Consider the following 16,683-nt stretch of genomic DNA (forward strand, 5'->3'; position numbering starts at 1 on the left):
GATTATTCCTTTTATTTTTTAATTTCTTTTTTCATAAATTGTCATCAAAAGCCCCGTCGCCTTAGGACTGTTACCACCTTGCCATGGGTATCCTGTATAGGAATGGTTCCAAAAGCACGACTATCTACAGCCGTTGTTCGATTGTCTCCGAGGACAAAGAGTTGTCCTGCTGGGACTTTCATTGGGAAGGTAGCCCCTTCCTTATAGAGCAGCGTTTCTTTGTAGATATCCTGCTCTTGTTGAGGAGAACCGTTGATGATGAGACCATTTTCGTTTATATCGATTGTACTTCCTTCGGTTGCAATGACACGCGCCACTCTTTCCTTACCCTTATAACTATAGACAAGCAGATCACCAATCGAATAACGTTTATCCAACCTATAGTAGACAACCAAGTCGCCATCTTTTAAGGCTGGCTTCATGCCATCGTCATTGTATCTCAATAGTCCAAAGACAAAAAAGTAAAGGGTGGCCAGTACAAACCCAACTATCAGAAGCTTACTGACTAAGTAGAGGATATCTCCCCATACACTCGGCGGAGACTTATCCCGATTGACTTGTGTTACTGTTTTCTTATGTTTCTTTTTAAGTAGCATTATTTTCTCCTGTGTACCACTAGATATCCGAGTAGGATTGTAAAGAAGATTCCTCCTAGAGGAAGGATTATTCCTAACACGAGTGTACTGCTGAGGAAGTCAACTCCGGTTTCAGGTACACTGTTCTTGTTATTCGTGACTGTCGCGGACTTATCCCCATCCAGTTTGCCTTCTTGATTTTCATAAGATACCTGATATCCACGAGAAGAGTTTGATTCCTCTTCTACGGTATAGTGACTATCAAGTGGAAGTCCATCAATTTTTATGGTTTGATCTTTGTTTAGATCAATAGACGCTCGACCATTCGTAAATTGCAGAGGGGTTCTTTTATTATTCACCGTTGCATTATAGGTTCCATTCAGTGGACTATTCTGAGCATCGCTGATGTTAATGGTAATCTTGAAGGATTTTAATAGGTTGGCAAATACACCTGTAACCTTTTTTGTAACTAATAAACTTGGAAGCTTGTGATTTGTGACAATACTGGTTTCGTCTTTATTCAGATCACCCTCTTGATTCTCATATGTAACGTGGTAACCGTTCGTTGATGCCACGTCTTCTTCAACTTTGTAATGAGTTCCATACGGGAGATATTTTAGAGATTTTTCGGCATTATGTGTTAATGGTATTTGAGCACGTCCATTAGTAACTTTGATATCACCGAAAGTACCATTTATAGGATTTCGTTCTTTATCAGTTAGCTCGATGTTAATATTAAAACTCTTATTCGATGTATCTTCAGGGACTAATATCTTTCTTATCGTCAAACTAGGTAATTGACGATAAGATACTTTAAAGGTTGGCGATTGGTCCGTTCCTTCTTTTTTTACTTCCTTAGTAAAACCTGGAACATCAGGGGCTGTAAGATCATATTGATAACCCTTAGCTACTTTTTCAAAATTGGAAGTTTTACTTAGCTCACCTGCTTTTACTCCAACACTAGTTTTCCTGTATTCATTCTTGTCTGTTCCAGCACTCTTGCTCTTTTGAATTAATTTAAAATCTAAAGCCTTAGGTTGACTAGCTGTTACTGTGCTACTTCCATTAACACCTTCCCACTTCACTTCCACCGGAACCGTTAATGGATCCGAAGGCTTAAATGTTGGGTTGTCAGAGTATTCTTTGGTCTTGGTTTGAGAGGTGCCTATTCCATAGGAATAGGTGACACTGGCACCTTTATTGGAGTAGAGTTTATTGACATCAGAACCTTCAGCATCACCAGTCTCTAGTTTTTTATCACCAGCAATAGCATCTAAGGCATCTTGGCTTGATGTAACAGTAAATTTGAGGACATACCTAGCCCCATCTTCTAAAGAATAATTAGGAGAAAATTTAGCTGTAACTTCCACTAATCCTTCTGACGTTGTCTTGGAATCAAAAGTTACTTGATTTTCGGTTAATGTTTCACTGCTACCAGCCTTTTCTTTCACTACACGAAACTCTGACGATCCGTTTGGTAATAGCTGGACATACTTAGAAAGAACATCCTTAATGGTCACGTGGTGGATTCCCAGTGGCAGAATCTTATCAGTGATATCTTTGAAACTGTCTCGTAACTGGTCTTCATTGTTTGCGGATAGGATTTCATTAGGAATGGAAGAATTGTGGTACCTGATATAATACTGCAAACTGGTAATACTATCGACATTATTTGAATAACGAAACTTAATAGAGTAAAAACCAGCTAGTTTTGGAGCGAGACTATAGGCGAGATTATTGATAGATACATCTAAATTATTCCAGAACCAATCTGGTGCCGTTTCTGATCCATCTTGATTATTATAGTTATAAACTGTATAACCACTGTCGTTGTAATACATATTGGCAAAACCATCTGATAGAACAATAACAACCTTCTTGGCATTTGGTCTTGCACTATCTATCAATTGATTAGCAATACGAATACCCGCGCTAATATTGGTTCCTGTACCGATTCCTGATTCAGTCCCTATTGATTGACCACCAGCAATTCTCATATTACTGACTGCAGTCTTTGAACCACTAGCATCGTTATTCCAATTTAAAATCGTTTCCGCATCATCCCATGGGGACACACCATCATAAAATGCTGTTCTCGCTTCATACGGCCAATACCGATACCCCCACTCCCATTTTCGGTAGTAGGAATTCCATGCTTGTTCCGCAAACTTATTATCAATCTTTCCGCCAAAACCTACCATGGATAACCGATTATTTGAATTGGATAAAATGGTATCAATTAATCCTTGACGATTTCGAGTTCCTTTAAGAGTATTTTTTAAAGCATCCAATCTTGTAATTGTTCGGCCAGTAGAAGAAGGAACATCTCTCTTGTTCATACTTCCTGAAAGATCTGCTACTAAAACAACATCCAAGGGATCCGTTTGGGTCTCCGTTCCCAGTTTGGAAGTGATATCCAATGACAACTCATACTTGTCATCCTGTCCTGATATCGAAGTAATTGTTTTATGAAGGGTTGTCTGAGGTTCTGTAGTAAAATCAGCATTTAACAAACTTATCGGAGCACACAAAAAGAGAATAGCTAACAGTGTAACTAAACGGCGTGCAATAATTTGAACTTTCTTAAAATCGAAGCGAATGTTCATTTTATTCTCCTTAACTAGAATGTACTAATATTATTACTATATCAATCTAGGACGTTTACAAGATAATTGTACAATAAAGTTCACGCAGTGTCAATTAATATGATTGATTTTATATTATGTTAATTAATAAAAGAGTATGATTCTTCTTTGTATTTCAAACTATTCTATGGTAAAATGAAAAAAAATAAAAAAATCTCATAAAATATCAATGCATATATTTTAATCTAAAATATCCAAGATTTCATTTGAAAGTCTTCTGAATTTGAATTATTATATTTTTTCAAAATTCGTGAAATTTTCAGAATGAGGCTTTTTCCGAAGTTTGCATTCTATTTTATGATTGTTAAAGGAGTTTTTATGACTTATCCGAACCTTTTAGATCGTTTCTTGACTTACGTTAAGGTTAATACGCGTTCTGATGAATACTCTACTACTACTCCAAGTACGCAAAGCCAGGTAGATTTTGCGACCAATGTTCTTATTCCTGAAATGAAACGTGTCGGTCTGCAAAACGTTTACTACCTTCCAAATGGTTTTGCTATTGGGACCTTACCAGCAAACGATCCAAGCTTGTCACGCAAGATTGGCTTCATCTCCCACATGGATACTGCTGATTTTAATGCTGAGGGAGTTAATCCGCAAGTCATCGAAAATTACGATGGTAGAGCTATCGACTTGGGTGATTCTGGATTTAAACTCGATCCTGCTGATTTCAAGAGCCTTGAGAAATATCAAGGCCAAACGCTTATCACAACTGATGGAACGACCTTGCTGGGTGCTGATGACAAGTCTGGGATTGCTGAAATTATGACTGCTATCGAATACCTGACTGCTCATCCCAAAATCAAACACTGTGAGATTCGAGTTGGTTTTGGTCCAGATGAAGAAATTGGCGTTGGAGCTAACAAATTTGATGCAGAAGATTTTGACGTTGACTTTGCCTATACTGTTGATGGTGGTCCGCTAGGAGAACTTCAGTACGAGACTTTCTCAGCAGCAGCTGCTGAGCTTCATTTCCAAGGGCGCAATGTCCATCCTGGTACTGCTAAAGGTCAGATGGTCAATGCACTTCAGCTAGCGATTGATTTTCATAATCAACTTCCTGAGAATGACCGACCTGAACTAACAGATGGTTACCAAGGTTTCTATCATCTTATGGATGTGTCAGGTAGTGTAGAGGAGGCGCGTACAAGCTACATCATTCGTGACTTTGAAAAGGATTCCTTTGAAGCTCGTAAAGCAGCTATGCAGTCTATTGCTGATAAGATGAATCAAGAGCTTGGGAATGATCGCGTTAGCTTGACTCTGACAGACCAGTACTACAATATGAAGGAAGTCATTGAGAAAGACATGACACCCGTTACCATTGCTAAGGATGTTATGGAAGATTTAGGTATCACGCCAATTATTGAACCAATTCGTGGTGGAACAGATGGCTCTAAGATTTCCTTTATGGGTATCCCAACTCCAAATATCTTTGCTGGTGGTGAAAACATGCATGGACGTTTTGAATACGTCAGCCTTCAGACTATGGAGCGTGCGGTGGATACCATCATTGGCATTGTATCTTATAAAGACTAAAAAAGACAAGGTAGCTCAGCTACTTCGCCTTTCTTTTTATTCATTTGGTTGAGCACTTGTCTCAGACTCACTTTGCGCTTGCTTTTCTGTTGGTTTAGAAGCAGCTGTTTCACTGTCTTTCTCAGACTTAGATTGGCTATCAGTTTTACTTGCTTTTGAACGGAGTTCCTGGTTCAAGCTAATGATTTCTTTAGCTAGAGTGAGGAGGCCTTCTTTATCACTACTTTTGGCTGCAAGTTGATCAAATAGGCCATCAACACGTTCAAAGTCAGCATCGGATCCTTTGTTATCCTCTAAGTACTTGTGAAGAGAGAGCAAGATATTATAGAGTTTTTGGTAGATAATCACCGTTTGTGGATCTTGTTCTGCTTCTTTTTTCTCTCGTTGGATAGTCGCTGCAATACGATTCAAGAGATCCTCAAGTTGTGTTTTAGCTTCGTCAAGGTCTGCATTTTCCTTTTCAGTAGCCGCTTTGATATTAGCTGCTTCTTCAGCTAGGGATTGTTTGACACCATCTTCTTTGACACGTGCTAGGAGTTGAGCAGCTTTAGTTAGGAGAGCATCCACTTCTTCCTTCTTAACATGACTAACCCGCTCTTCTGGCATAAAATCACCGTAGAGTTCTTTTAGGAATTCATAGATGGCGGTCTTAGCAGTTTGACTATCTACTTTTTCCGTATCTAGAATAGTCTTACCAACTTTTGTAGAAACGGGTTCTTCTTTGAGAGCTTCTTCTACTTCTAACTTAGTTTGGTAAATAGTTGGGAATAACTTGTTCAAGTCGGTTGCTTTGAGGAAAGATTGTGACTGGTAAAGTTCCCATGTCAACTTGGCAACACGGTTCCGAAGTTCTTCTCTCAAACGACCATCAGACACATGTTCGTAGAAGTACTTGATGTACTCTACTGTTGTAACCCCTGTCCGATCTCGGAAATCTTGCAAGGCCTGCAGTTTCGCTTCAATCGCAGTCAACTCTGTCTCATCCTGTGCTAGTTTTGCTTCCTGCAAATGTACCAAAAGATCTTTCTTAGGCAAGCCATAAGTATCTGTATCCAGTGTATTGATCTTATCTACAAGGGCTTGATACTTCTTATCTAAAGGTGAAGTTTCAACCGGTGCCATACTTTGATCCACATGGATATACTGTTTATCAAAGAGATCCAAGGCTGCTAGGTATCCAGCAGTTGAGTTTGTTGCCAGTTTTTTCATATTTTCGGTGAATTGCCCCAAAGCAAGTTCAACCCGTCTCTGCATGATTGGCTGGTCTTTGTAGAGACTTCTGCTATCTGCTAACAGTTGATCCACCTTAGATAGAACTGTTTGTTCATCAAATGCTCCAGGTTGATAGGTCGATTGTAGGGCCGGAATCTTATTTTTCAAAGCTACTTCATAGCCCTTAGTTTGAACTTTGATATAGTGATTGTGGTCTCCGTGAGGAATCACAAAACTACCATTTTCTACTTGCAAACTATAAGGAGACACCCCATCACGTAGTGCAGTCGTATACAGTTCATTTAGGAAATCCAGTTCTGGGTTCCCAGTTTGGAGAGGAATACGAACATGTTCTTTTCGAACAGCATAGGGATGGATATGGGTTGGATCATAGGCTTGATCCGGATTTCCAAAGACAAAGAATCCATTTGAAATGCGAATCGCTTCAAGCGGTACTCCGTAGGTCTGTGAGATATACTTGATTTTTTCTTCATCGCTAGCATCTCTTGAGAAACTTTCCACAGTCTTTGCAAGTGGTTGAACCGGCTCAGACTGATGATTTTCTTTCAAGTGATCTTGGGCAGCTTTGATTTGGGCTGCAGTCAAGTCCTTCTTAAAGAAATAATGAGCGTGATCTCCATGAGAAACTACAAACCCTTGCTCATCTTCACTAATAACACGGTCAGCTGCAAAACCATGATCATGTTCTTCACCGTGGTGATGGTCATGCTCCTCTCCATCATGGTCATGATCTTCGTGGTTGGTATCCTGACTTCCATGGTTACCGTCTTGGTCATGATGATGATCTGGTTGAGCTGGATGTTCTGTTGGTTTGCTTGGATTTTCCAAAGGTGTTGGCTTCCCACCGTCGCTAGATAAAGGAATCATACGCGCAATCTTTTCTTCCAAGGCAGAAAGTTTTGTATATGGGATGAAATGATAGTGATTTCCGTGAGGAATCGCCACACCACTCGGCGTTCTACTTGAAATCTTAGCAGGGTCAAAAATCAAGCCATCTGATTCAGCATAACGTTGACTACTTGGAAGAGCATAGAGCTGTTGCAATAGACTCTGAAGACTCTCAGCTTGATTACTTGGTGTTTCAGCCTGTTGACTTTGGTTGGTAGTTTGACCAGTTTCGTTTGGACTAGGACGATAGTTAGTCACACTCTGCTGAGTTCTAGTTCCAGAGAGGTAGGCTTGGGCAGCAGCTAATTCGCTAGCAGACAAGGAACTCTTTGGAATGTAGTGGTAATGTCCACCGTGAGGTACGATATAAGCATCTCCAGTATCCTCTATAATATCAGAAGGATTAAAGATGTAGCCATCATCAGTTGTATAGCGACCTTGAGATTGAGCAAGCGCCACTGCACTATTAGAAGTTGGTGCGTCGTGAGTATGGTCTTGTTTTTGGCGCTCAATTTCCTCCTTCGTACGAATATTATCAGCATGAGCCGCATCTTTAAGGTAGACATAATACTTACCATCAACCTTGATAATGTAGCCACCTTTGATTTCGTTGACAATATCAGCGTCTTTCAGTTGATAATTGGCATCTTTCATCAACAGTTCTTCGCTGAAAATCGCGTCAAAAGGAACTTTACCATTGTAATAATGGAAATGATCACCATGTGAAGTCACATAACCTTGATCGGTGATTTTCACGACAATTTGTTCAGCCTGAATATCTTCTTTTTTGCTAACTTGATCTGGTGTCTGGGTCTCTGTTTTTTGAGAATCTTGCTTCCCATCGACATAAGACACACGGTTATTATCTTTGTTTCCTTCTACCTGGTGTTGGTTCAATGCATAGATGCAAAGGCTTAGGGAAAGGACAAGAGCCGATCCTGCTGCAAGGTATTTCTTCTTCATTTTCATCATCTCCTCATTTTAATTCTTCTGCAAGAACATTCATGTTTTCTTCTAGATTTTCTAAGTAAGTTTTGTCATTTTCAGGATCTGCTTCTAAAGGATTGAGTGTCTTTAGGCTAACTCCTGTTGATTTGACCAAGGTCTCAGCGACTTTAGAAGAAGCATTGCTCTCAGTAAAGATGGTTTTAACCTTATAGGTCTTAACGAATTCCTGAATTTCTGTTAGTTGTCTCGGACTTGGTTCTTGTTCAGGGGAAATCCCTGCTATACCAAGTTGTTTCAAACCAAAGCGTTTAGCGAGATAAGAAAAGGCTGTGTGTTGTGTAACAAAGGTCTTTTGACTCGCTTTTTCAAAAATAGGCTGGTACTTCTTAGTCAATTCTTGGGCTTTAGCGATAAAGTTTTTAGCATTCTTTTGATACGTTTCCTTATTAGAACTATCAATCTCCGAAAGTTTGTCAGCGATAATCTGAGCTTCTTCACCTGCTTTTTCTGGATCTAACCAAGTGTGAGGGTCGTAGAGTGTTTTTTCATCGATGCCGTCACCAGCTTCTACATCTTCTAAGCCCGGTACACGCTCCAAGGTCATTCCTTCAGAAGCTTCTAAAACTTTAACTTTTGAGTTTTTCAAGTTAGGATCTAGGCTTCCAGCCCAAGATTCGAGCGTATGAGAATGGTAGACAAAGACATCTGCATCATAGATAGCAGCAATGTCATTTGCTGACGGTTCAAAGGAGTGAATCCCATTACTTGACTGAATCATCCGTACGTCATTCAAGTCACCTGATACCTCTTTGACCATGGCATAGATTGGGTAAAAACTTGTTACAATCTTCATCCCTTTTGCTTCTTGTTTTTCTTTTTGGCTACATGCTCCTAAGACAAGAACCAAGAGACCTACCACTAATAATAGAAATGTTCTTTTTTTCATCGTTACTCCTTAACTAGTATTTAACCATTTAATTAACTAGTAAATAGTTTATCTTTATTTACACTATATGTCAAGATATTTTACATATTTTCATGAAAAAAATGAGAACTAGAACTTACATTCTGTTCTCATTTTCGATTTTAACTTTTCTAGTTCTCCTATCCTGTTTTTAGGAGTTAGAAAATGTTGTTACAACTACTTACTCTCCCTTAACAAAGCCAATAATTTTTCAGCTTCTGCCATAATAGTATTGTTGTCCTGGGAGCCAAATAGCAGGTTATTTTTTAAGCCAGTGAGAGTTTCTTTGGCATTGGACTTGATAATGGGGTCTTGGATCTTTGCAAGTAGCTCTTCAGCCTCTCTCAGTTTTTCTTCAACCTTTTCAGTTTCAACCTGAGGTTCTTCTGGTTCCTCTGGTGATTCTTCTTCTGGCTCCTCAGTTGGTTTTGGAGATTCTGGTTTCTCACTCTGAGGTTTCTCTTCGCGAGGTTTTTCTTCCTCAGGTTTTTCTGTACGAGGTTTCTCCTCTGATGGTTTTTCCGTTTGATTGGTATCAGCTTGACCATTTTGGTTTCTTTGAACATGGTCACTTGCATTCCCCCAACCACTATCTGAATGCGGACGTTCGTTTGGATGTTCGACATAGTACTTGACAGTCGCAAAGAGATCCTCAAGAGTATACCCCTTAGGTGCCTCATAAAGTCCTTCGTCAAACCACTCAAATTTTATGTTATGGTAATGATCATAATGAGGAATGATTAAACTACCGTTTTTAACTTCCACGGTATGTTGGAGATTGTAAGGCATACGATCAAGCGGCACCTTCTTAACTGCTTTCACGCGGTTGTAGATAGCTTCTGCTCCTTTAGCCTCCGTATTTCCTGGATTCTGATGGTCTGTTGAAGGAGGAGTCAAACCTTTCTCTTTAGCATAAGCCTGGGCTGCCGCTCTTTCGGCTTCAGACAAACTATCTTTCTTAATCCAATGACTATGGGTCATATGTGGAGCTACATAGGCATCCCCCTCATCACTGGTGATATCACGAGGATCAAAGATATAGCCATCTTCTGTTGTATACTTGCCTGCCAACTTGGCTACCTGAATCTCATCATCAGTGTAGGCAATTTGCGCATTTGGTTTTCCTAAACGTTCTGGATGACGAATCGGTGCTAGAAAGGCCAAGATATCATCCACCAACTTGACTTTATCACTGCTTTCATCATTTAAACGTTCCAACAGTTTATCCAAAGCGTCAAAATCAGCTTGGCGCCCTTTATTATCAAGTAAGTCCTGATGAATTCTTGCTAGTAAATCATAAGCCTTATTGTAAAATCCTCGATCATCAGATGGGAGATTGGTTTTCTTAGCTCCGAGTTTATGAGACAAACTTTCTTGCTTGGCTAGTTTACTATCAATTGCTGCTGCTGTTTCTGCTGAAAGCTTCTTGGCAGGAATATAACGTGAGGTTCCATTCTCCTCAAAGACATAGCCGTCAGCTACTTTTCGAATCGCTTGTTTAACCAATTTTTCGTCAATTGGATTGCTTGGAGTTGGTTGAGGAGTTGGTGCAGGTTGCGGGCTTGGACTAGGTTCCGGAGTCGGTTGTGGACTTGGTTGTTCTGGTCTTGAATCCGGCACCCTATGGTTCGAACTGTACTGTAGAGGAATAATACGAGCGATTCGTTCTTCCAATTCAGACATCTGTGAATAAGGGATGAAATGGTAATGGTTCCCATGAGGCACAGCAACTCCTCTAGCTGTTCGACTTGTAATCTGTGCTGGGTCGAAGACAAGACCATCAGATTCTACGTGTCGTTGGCTGAGCGGCAAGGCGTAAAGTTGTTTCAGAAGGCTATCAATATCCTCATCACTCTGACTTGCTTGGTTATCGTCGCTACTGTTGTTAGCTGTGTTCGTGTTCGTATAGCTGTTGCCTTGATTATTATAGGATGGAGTCCATCTATCTACATCGCTGCTAGCACTGTTGTTATTGGTACGGCGATAAGTAGGCGTATTTGATTGGCCACTTCTACCAGATAGAAAGGCTTCTGCTGCAGCCAATTCGCTGGCTGATAACTCGCTCTTGGGAATGTAATGGTAATGGTCGCCATGAGGAACGATATAAGCATCACCAGTATCTTCAATGATATCGGATGCATTAAAGATGTAACCATCATCTGTGGTGTAGCGTCCCTGTGAACGTGCCAAGGCTACCGCACCATCGTTTGCTGAAGTCCCTCTTTCACGATGCTGACTATGTTCTTGTTTTTGCCGATTGATTTCTTCTTTCGTACGGACATTATCCGCATGGGATGCGTCCTTAAGGTAAACATAGTATTTTCCATCTACCTTGATCACATAACCGCCCTTGATTTCACTGACAATATCCTCGTCCTTGAGCTGGTAGTTTGGATCCTTCATCAGCAACTCTTCACTGATGATAGCGTCATAAGGGACCTTGCCATTATAGTAATGATAGTGGTCGCCGTGCGAAGTAACATATCCTTGGTCTGTTATCTTGATGACGATTTGTTCGGCATTGATGCCTTCTTTTTTGCTGACCTCATCAGGAGTCAGATCCTCTGTTTTTTGCGCAGCCTGTTTTCCATCTATATAGGAAACACGGTTATTTTCCTTGACCGTTCTAGCTTGATACAGTCCCAATTCATAAGAACAGACACTTAAAATTAAAGCTGCCGCAGAACCAGCAAGGTATTTTTTATTAATTTTCATCGAAACTCACTTTCTTTTTTGATATTTCTAGTTGCAATTCATTTCTAAATTGCAGAAACTCCTCTCTATTACTTAACTGGTTAATAGTTTACTCCTAAATTTTCAACTTGTCAAGAATTTTATGAACCAGTTAAGTATTTTTTTATTCTTCAACGCTACTTTCTCTAGAATGGAGTTTATATAACAAAGATTTTCTTGAAAGTTCTTAAAAAAAATCCCTGCAACTGGGTTGCAAGGACTTTTTGATTAATCAAAATTAACGTATTCTTTTTGAAGTTCAAGAACTTCTTCCATTGTTGAGCATTCTGTAAGGGCACGGTTTGCGTACTCTTCCATCTTAGCTGTATCGAGTTTCTTCATCAAGCTACGTGTACGAAGTACTGATGTTGCTGACATAGAGAACTCATCTAAGCCCATTCCTACAAGAAGAGGAACAGCTTGTTGGTCACCAGCCATCTCACCACACATACCAGCCCATTTACCTTCAGCGTGAGCTGCTTTGATAACGTTGTTAATCAAACGAAGGATTGATGGGTTGTATGGTTGGTAAAGGTATGAAACTTGTTCGTTCATACGGTCTGCTGCCATTGTGTATTGGATCAAGTCGTTTGTACCAATTGAGAAGAAGTCAACTTCTTTAGCAAATTGGTCTGCAAGCATTGCTGCTGCTGGGATTTCAATCATGATACCAACTTGGATATTATCCGCAACTGCAACACCTTCAGCAAGAAGGTTTGCTTTTTCTTCGTCAAAGACTGCTTTCGCTGCACGGAATTCTTTCAAGAGCGCAACCATTGGGAACATGATACGCAATTGACCGTGAACAGACGCACGAAGAAGGGCACGGATTTGTGTGCGGAACATAGCATCTCCAGTCTCAGAGATAGAGATACGAAGGGCACGGAATCCAAGGAATGGGTTCATTTCGTGAGGCATATCGAAGTAAGGGAGTTCCTTATCTCCACCGATATCCATTGTACGAACGACAACAGGTTTACCGTTCATTCCTTCAAGTACAGCCTTGTAAGCTTCGTACTGCTCGTCTTCTGTTGGGAAGTCTTGAGAATCCATGTACAAGAACTCTGTACGGTAAAGACCAACAGCTTCAGCACCGTTATCATTGACACCTTCAACGTCTTTTGGAGTACCGATGTTGGCAGCCAATTCAAAGTGTTTGCCATCAGCAGTTACTGTTTTAGCATCTTTCAAGAGAGCCCATTCAGCTTTTTGTTTCGCATAAGCTTCACCAGCAGTCTTGAATTCTGCTGCTTGCTCATCAGTTGGGTTGATAATAACTTCACCTGTGATACCGTTAACGGCAAGAATATCACCATCTTTAACGATTTCAGTGATATTGTTTGTACCCAATACTGCTGCAATTTCAAGCGTACGCGCCATGATAGCAGAGTGGCTTGTACGACCACCAATGTTAGTTACAAAAGCTTTTACAAAGTTTTTGTCCAATTGAGCTGTATCTGAAGGAGTCAAGTCATGCGCAATCACAATCACTTCTTCATTGATAGAAGCTGGGTTTGGCAACTTTTTACCAAGGAGGTTAGCCAATACACGTTTTGTCACGTCGCGGATATCCGCTGCGCGTTCTTGCATGTATGGGTTGTCTTCCATGCCTTCAAAGATAGTGATAAACATGTCTGTTACTTCTTTCAGACCTGCTTCTGCATTCACTTTCTTAGCACGGATTGTTTCCTTGATTTGGCTGATCATTTCTGGGTCAGCAAGAACCATTAAGTGAGCGTCAAAAACTTGAGCTGCTTCTTCACCGAGCGTACCTACTGCTTTCTCGCGAATAACAGAAAGCTCGTCTTGTGATGCCTGTAGAGCGGCATCAAGGCGAGCTTCTTCTGCGTTTGTATCTTCGACTGTAATAGTCTCAAATGACAAATCCGGTTGAACGAGTAGATATGCTTTTGCAACTGCAACACCGTCAGATGCTGCGATTCCTTTAAGCATTTCTGTCATTTTCCTTATGCCAATCCTTCTTTTTCCATAGTTTCAGTGATAGCAGCGATTGCGTCGTCAGCATCTGCACCTTCAGCTGAAATTGTAACGTCAGCACCTTGGCCAACACCAAGACTCATAACACCCATGATAGATTTAAGGTTTACTGATTTACCTTTGTATTCAAGAGTGATATCTGAAGCAAATTTGCTAGCTGTTTGAACCAACAATGTTGCTGGACGTGCGTGAATACCTGTTTCTGCCACTACGTGGAAATCTTTAGAAGCCATAGTTTGACTCTCCTTTAGTTATTTCTTTTTTGGATTATATGTGATAACCCTTACAAGACTGTATTATATCACCTTCTAGATTATTTTTCAAGTGTTTTATGGACTTTCTTCTATTTCCTTTCAGATAACTTGCTGAAAATCTTCTATTTATCTTACCAATATACAGTATATAGTTTTTTTGTTTTGATAAACTTTGATAGTTCAATGAAAACCCAATTTTACACTCTGACAAAACACTATATCTTGTGCTTTGTTTTTGAAACTGTAACTTTTTAGCACAAGATTTAGTTTAAAAAGTTTGACAAAGTTTTTTTTTCTGATATACTAAGAAAGTAATCAAATTTTATGAGGAGTTACGAAAATGGTAACGGTTTATTCTAAAAACAACTGCGTCCAATGTAAGATGACCAAGCGTTTCTTGGATAGCAACAATGTCGCTTATCGTGAGATCAATCTCGACGAGCAACCTGAGTACGTCGATCAAGTTAAAGAGCTCGGTTTCAGCGCTGCTCCTGTTATCCAAACACCAACTGAGGTCTTTTCAGGCTTCCAACCAGGAAAACTGAAACAATTAGCATAATCTTAGTACATCATCCAGAAGAGATTGCTTCTAGGGCTAACTTAGAGGCCTTTCTTTTGTAATTAGATAAAGGAAATTTTATGGGATTAAAACATCTTGAGGACGTAACTTACTTCCGTCTCAATAACGAAATCAACCGTCCTGTTAATGGACAAATCATGCTTCATAAAGATAAGGAAGCCTTGGATGCCTTCTTTAAAGAGAATGTGGTTCCAAATACAATGGTTTTTGATTCAATTACTGATAAAATCAACTACCTCATTGAACACAACTACATCGAAACTGCATTTCTCAAGAAATACCGTCCAGAGTTTTTGGAAGAATTGCATCAATTTATCAAAGACCAAAACTTCCAATTCAAATCATTCATGGCTGCCTATAAGTTTTACAACCAGTATGCCTTGAAGACTAATGACGGTGAATATTACCTTGAAAGTATGGAAGACCGCGTCTTCTTTAATGCACTTTATTTTGCTGACGGGGACGAAGCAATTGCGACTGATATTGCCAATGAAATCATCCACCAACGCTACCAACCTGCTACTCCTTCCTTTTTGAACGCAGGTCGTGCTCGTCGTGGGGAGTTGGTATCTTGTTTCTTGATTCAAGTAACTGATGACATGAACTCTATCGGACGTTCTATCAACTCAGCTCTTCAACTTTCACGTATCGGTGGTGGTGTAGGTATTACTCTAAGCAACCTTCGTGAAGCTGGCGCACCTATCAAAGGTTATGAAGGAGCAGCTTCTGGTGTCGTTCCAGTTATGAAACTCTTCGAAGACAGTTTCTCCTACTCTAACCAATTGGGTCAGCGTCAAGGTGCTGGGGTTGTCTACCTCAATGTCTTTCACCCAGATATCATCGCCTTCCTTTCAACTAAGAAAGAAAATGCCGATGAAAAGGTTCGTGTTAAGACCCTCTCACTTGGAGTTGTGGTGCCCGATAAATTCTACGAATTAGCTCGTAAAAATGAAGAAATGTATCTCTTTAGCCCTTACTCTGTAGAGCTTGAGTACGGTGTGCCATTCAACTACATCGACATCACTGAAAAATATGATGAATTAGTCGCAAATCCAAACATCCGCAAGACAAAAATCAAAGCTCGTGATTTGGAAACTGAAATTTCTAAATTGCAACAAGAATCTGGTTACCCTTATGTCGTCAACATTGATACAGCCAACCGTGCGAATCCAGTAGATGGTAAGATTATCATGAGTAACTTGTGTTCTGAGATTCTTCAAGTTCAAGAACCAAGCTTGATCAACGATGCTCAAGAATTCCTTCAAATGGGAACAGACGTTTCATGTAACCTTGGTTCAACCAACGTGGTCAACATGATGACTTCACCTGACTTTGGTCGTTCTATCCGTGCGATGGTTCGTGCTTTGACTTTCGTTACAGATAGTTCACACATCGTAGCTGTCCCTACTATCGACCACGGAAACAGTTTAGCTCACACCTTTGGTCTTGGTGCTATGGGGCTTCATAGCTACCTTGCCCAACAACTGATTGAGTACGGATCACATGAGTCAATTGAATTTACAAGCATCTACTTTATGCTTATGAACTACTGGACCTTGGTAGAATCTAATAACATAGCGCGTGAACGTGGTATCACCTTCCACAACTTTGAAAAATCAGACTATGCTAACGGAAGCTACTTCGACAAGTACGTGACAGGCGAATTTGTTCCAAAATCAGACCGTGTTAAAGAACTCTTCAAAGATGTCTTTATTCCAAGTGCTGCTGATTGGGCTGAACTTCGCGAAAAGGTTCAAGCAGATGGTCTTTATCACCAAAACCGCCTTGCTGTAGCTCCAAATGGTTCTATCAGTTACATCAACGATGTTTCTGCATCTATCCACCCGATTACGCAACGCATTGAAGAACGCCAAGAGAAGAAAATCGGTAAAATCTACTATCCTGCTGCAGGTTTGTCAACAGATACTATCCCTTACTACACTTCTGCTTACGACATGGATATGCGTAAGGTGATTGATGTTTACGCTGCTGCGACTGAGCACGTGGACCAAGGGCTTTCACTCACCCTCTTCATGCGTAGCGACATTCCAAAAGGTCTTTACGAATGGAAGAAAGAAAACAAACAAACGACACGTGACCTATCTATCCTTCGTAACTATGCCTTTAACAAGGGTATCAAGTCTATCTACTACGTCCGTACCTTTACAGACGATGGTGGAGAAGTCGGTGCTAACCAATGTGAAAGCTGTGTGATTTAATTTTTATCTGAGGCAGCCACGTTTTCTCAGACTACTGATTAAGTTAACCGCCAGACAAAACTTGATAAGTATCTTAAATACTATGAAAAACTAAAAAGTCGGGT

Annotated in this window: 10 protein-coding genes; 3 read left to right on the forward strand and 7 right to left on the reverse strand. The window is 40.3% G+C overall.

Features of this window, described 5'->3' with window-relative positions; genetic code table 11:
- Nucleotides 1-44: 44 nt before the first annotated feature.
- Both sipA and pitA read right to left on the reverse strand, forming a co-directional pair.
- Nucleotides 45-596, reverse strand: coding sequence for a PI-2 pilus system signal peptidase SipA (sipA, locus tag KX728_RS05080; RefSeq protein ID WP_049520259.1), 552 nt, complete (start codon nt 594-596; stop codon nt 45-47).
- A complete protein-coding gene (gene pitA / locus KX728_RS05085) occupies nt 596-3,181 on the reverse strand; it encodes a vWA domain-containing protein (protein WP_215804638.1) in 2,586 nt (861 codons plus the stop codon). The genes sipA and pitA overlap by 1 nt, the downstream gene beginning before the upstream one ends.
- A 357-nt stretch (nt 3,182-3,538) precedes the next feature.
- Here pitA and pepT point away from each other — a divergent pair, with 357 nt between their 5' ends.
- Nucleotides 3,539-4,762 (forward strand): peptidase T, encoded by a 1,224-nt coding sequence (gene pepT, locus KX728_RS05090; RefSeq protein WP_042902311.1) that lies wholly within the window; start codon nt 3,539-3,541, stop codon nt 4,760-4,762.
- Nucleotides 4,763-4,798: 36 nt separating this feature from the next.
- Here the strand turns inward: pepT and KX728_RS05095 are convergent, their stop codons facing one another.
- The 5 genes from KX728_RS05095 to KX728_RS05115 form a co-directional block, all read right to left on the reverse strand.
- Complete coding sequence (locus tag KX728_RS05095) at nt 4,799-7,846, reverse strand: pneumococcal-type histidine triad protein (protein ID WP_287639052.1); 3,048 nt, start codon at nt 7,844-7,846, stop codon at nt 4,799-4,801.
- Nucleotides 7,847-7,859: 13 nt separating this feature from the next.
- A complete protein-coding gene (locus tag KX728_RS05100) occupies nt 7,860-8,777 on the reverse strand; it encodes a metal ABC transporter solute-binding protein, Zn/Mn family (protein WP_215804636.1) in 918 nt (305 codons plus the stop codon).
- A 195-nt stretch (nt 8,778-8,972) separates the two neighbouring features.
- Entirely contained in the window at nt 8,973-11,510 is a 2,538-nt protein-coding gene (locus KX728_RS05105; RefSeq protein WP_215804635.1) for a pneumococcal-type histidine triad protein, read from the reverse strand.
- Between the two features lie 246 nt (nt 11,511-11,756).
- Entirely contained in the window at nt 11,757-13,490 is a 1,734-nt protein-coding gene (ptsP, locus tag KX728_RS05110; RefSeq protein ID WP_215804634.1) for a phosphoenolpyruvate--protein phosphotransferase, read from the reverse strand.
- 5 nt (nt 13,491-13,495) lie between these two features.
- On the reverse strand, nt 13,496-13,759 hold the full coding sequence (locus tag KX728_RS05115) for a phosphocarrier protein HPr (protein WP_000146948.1): 264 nt from the start codon (nt 13,757-13,759) through the stop codon (nt 13,496-13,498).
- Between the two features lie 361 nt (nt 13,760-14,120).
- On the opposite strand from KX728_RS05115, the gene nrdH reads away from it, so the two are divergent.
- Complete coding sequence (gene nrdH / locus KX728_RS05120; protein ID WP_000259241.1) at nt 14,121-14,339, forward strand: glutaredoxin-like protein NrdH; 219 nt, start codon at nt 14,121-14,123, stop codon at nt 14,337-14,339.
- Between the two features lie 80 nt (nt 14,340-14,419).
- Complete coding sequence (gene nrdE / locus KX728_RS05125) at nt 14,420-16,579, forward strand: class 1b ribonucleoside-diphosphate reductase subunit alpha (protein WP_215804633.1); 2,160 nt, start codon at nt 14,420-14,422, stop codon at nt 16,577-16,579.
- Nucleotides 16,580-16,683: the final 104 nt, after the last annotated feature.

The sequence above is a fragment of the Streptococcus oralis genome, assembly GCF_019334565.1.
GTDB classification, from domain to species: Bacteria; Bacillota; Bacilli; order Lactobacillales; family Streptococcaceae; genus Streptococcus; species Streptococcus oralis_CR.

Coding starts and splice junctions, on each gene's coding strand:
- sipA (WP_049520259.1), bottom strand. CDS start 596: ATGCTACTTAAAAAGAAACATAAGAAAACAGTAACACAAGTCAATCGG.
- pitA (WP_215804638.1), bottom strand. CDS start 3,181: ATGAACATTCGCTTCGATTTTAAGAAAGTTCAAATTATTGCACGCCGT.
- pepT (WP_042902311.1), top strand. CDS start 3,539: ATGACTTATCCGAACCTTTTAGATCGTTTCTTGACTTACGTTAAGGTT.
- KX728_RS05095 (WP_287639052.1), bottom strand. CDS start 7,846: ATGAAGAAGAAATACCTTGCAGCAGGATCGGCTCTTGTCCTTTCCCTA.
- KX728_RS05100 (WP_215804636.1), bottom strand. CDS start 8,777: ATGAAAAAAAGAACATTTCTATTATTAGTGGTAGGTCTCTTGGTTCTT.
- KX728_RS05105 (WP_215804635.1), bottom strand. CDS start 11,510: ATGAAAATTAATAAAAAATACCTTGCTGGTTCTGCGGCAGCTTTAATT.
- ptsP (WP_215804634.1), bottom strand. CDS start 13,490: ATGACAGAAATGCTTAAAGGAATCGCAGCATCTGACGGTGTTGCAGTT.
- KX728_RS05115 (WP_000146948.1), bottom strand. CDS start 13,759: ATGGCTTCTAAAGATTTCCACGTAGTGGCAGAAACAGGTATTCACGCA.
- nrdH (WP_000259241.1), top strand. CDS start 14,121: ATGGTAACGGTTTATTCTAAAAACAACTGCGTCCAATGTAAGATGACC.
- nrdE (WP_215804633.1), top strand. CDS start 14,420: ATGGGATTAAAACATCTTGAGGACGTAACTTACTTCCGTCTCAATAAC.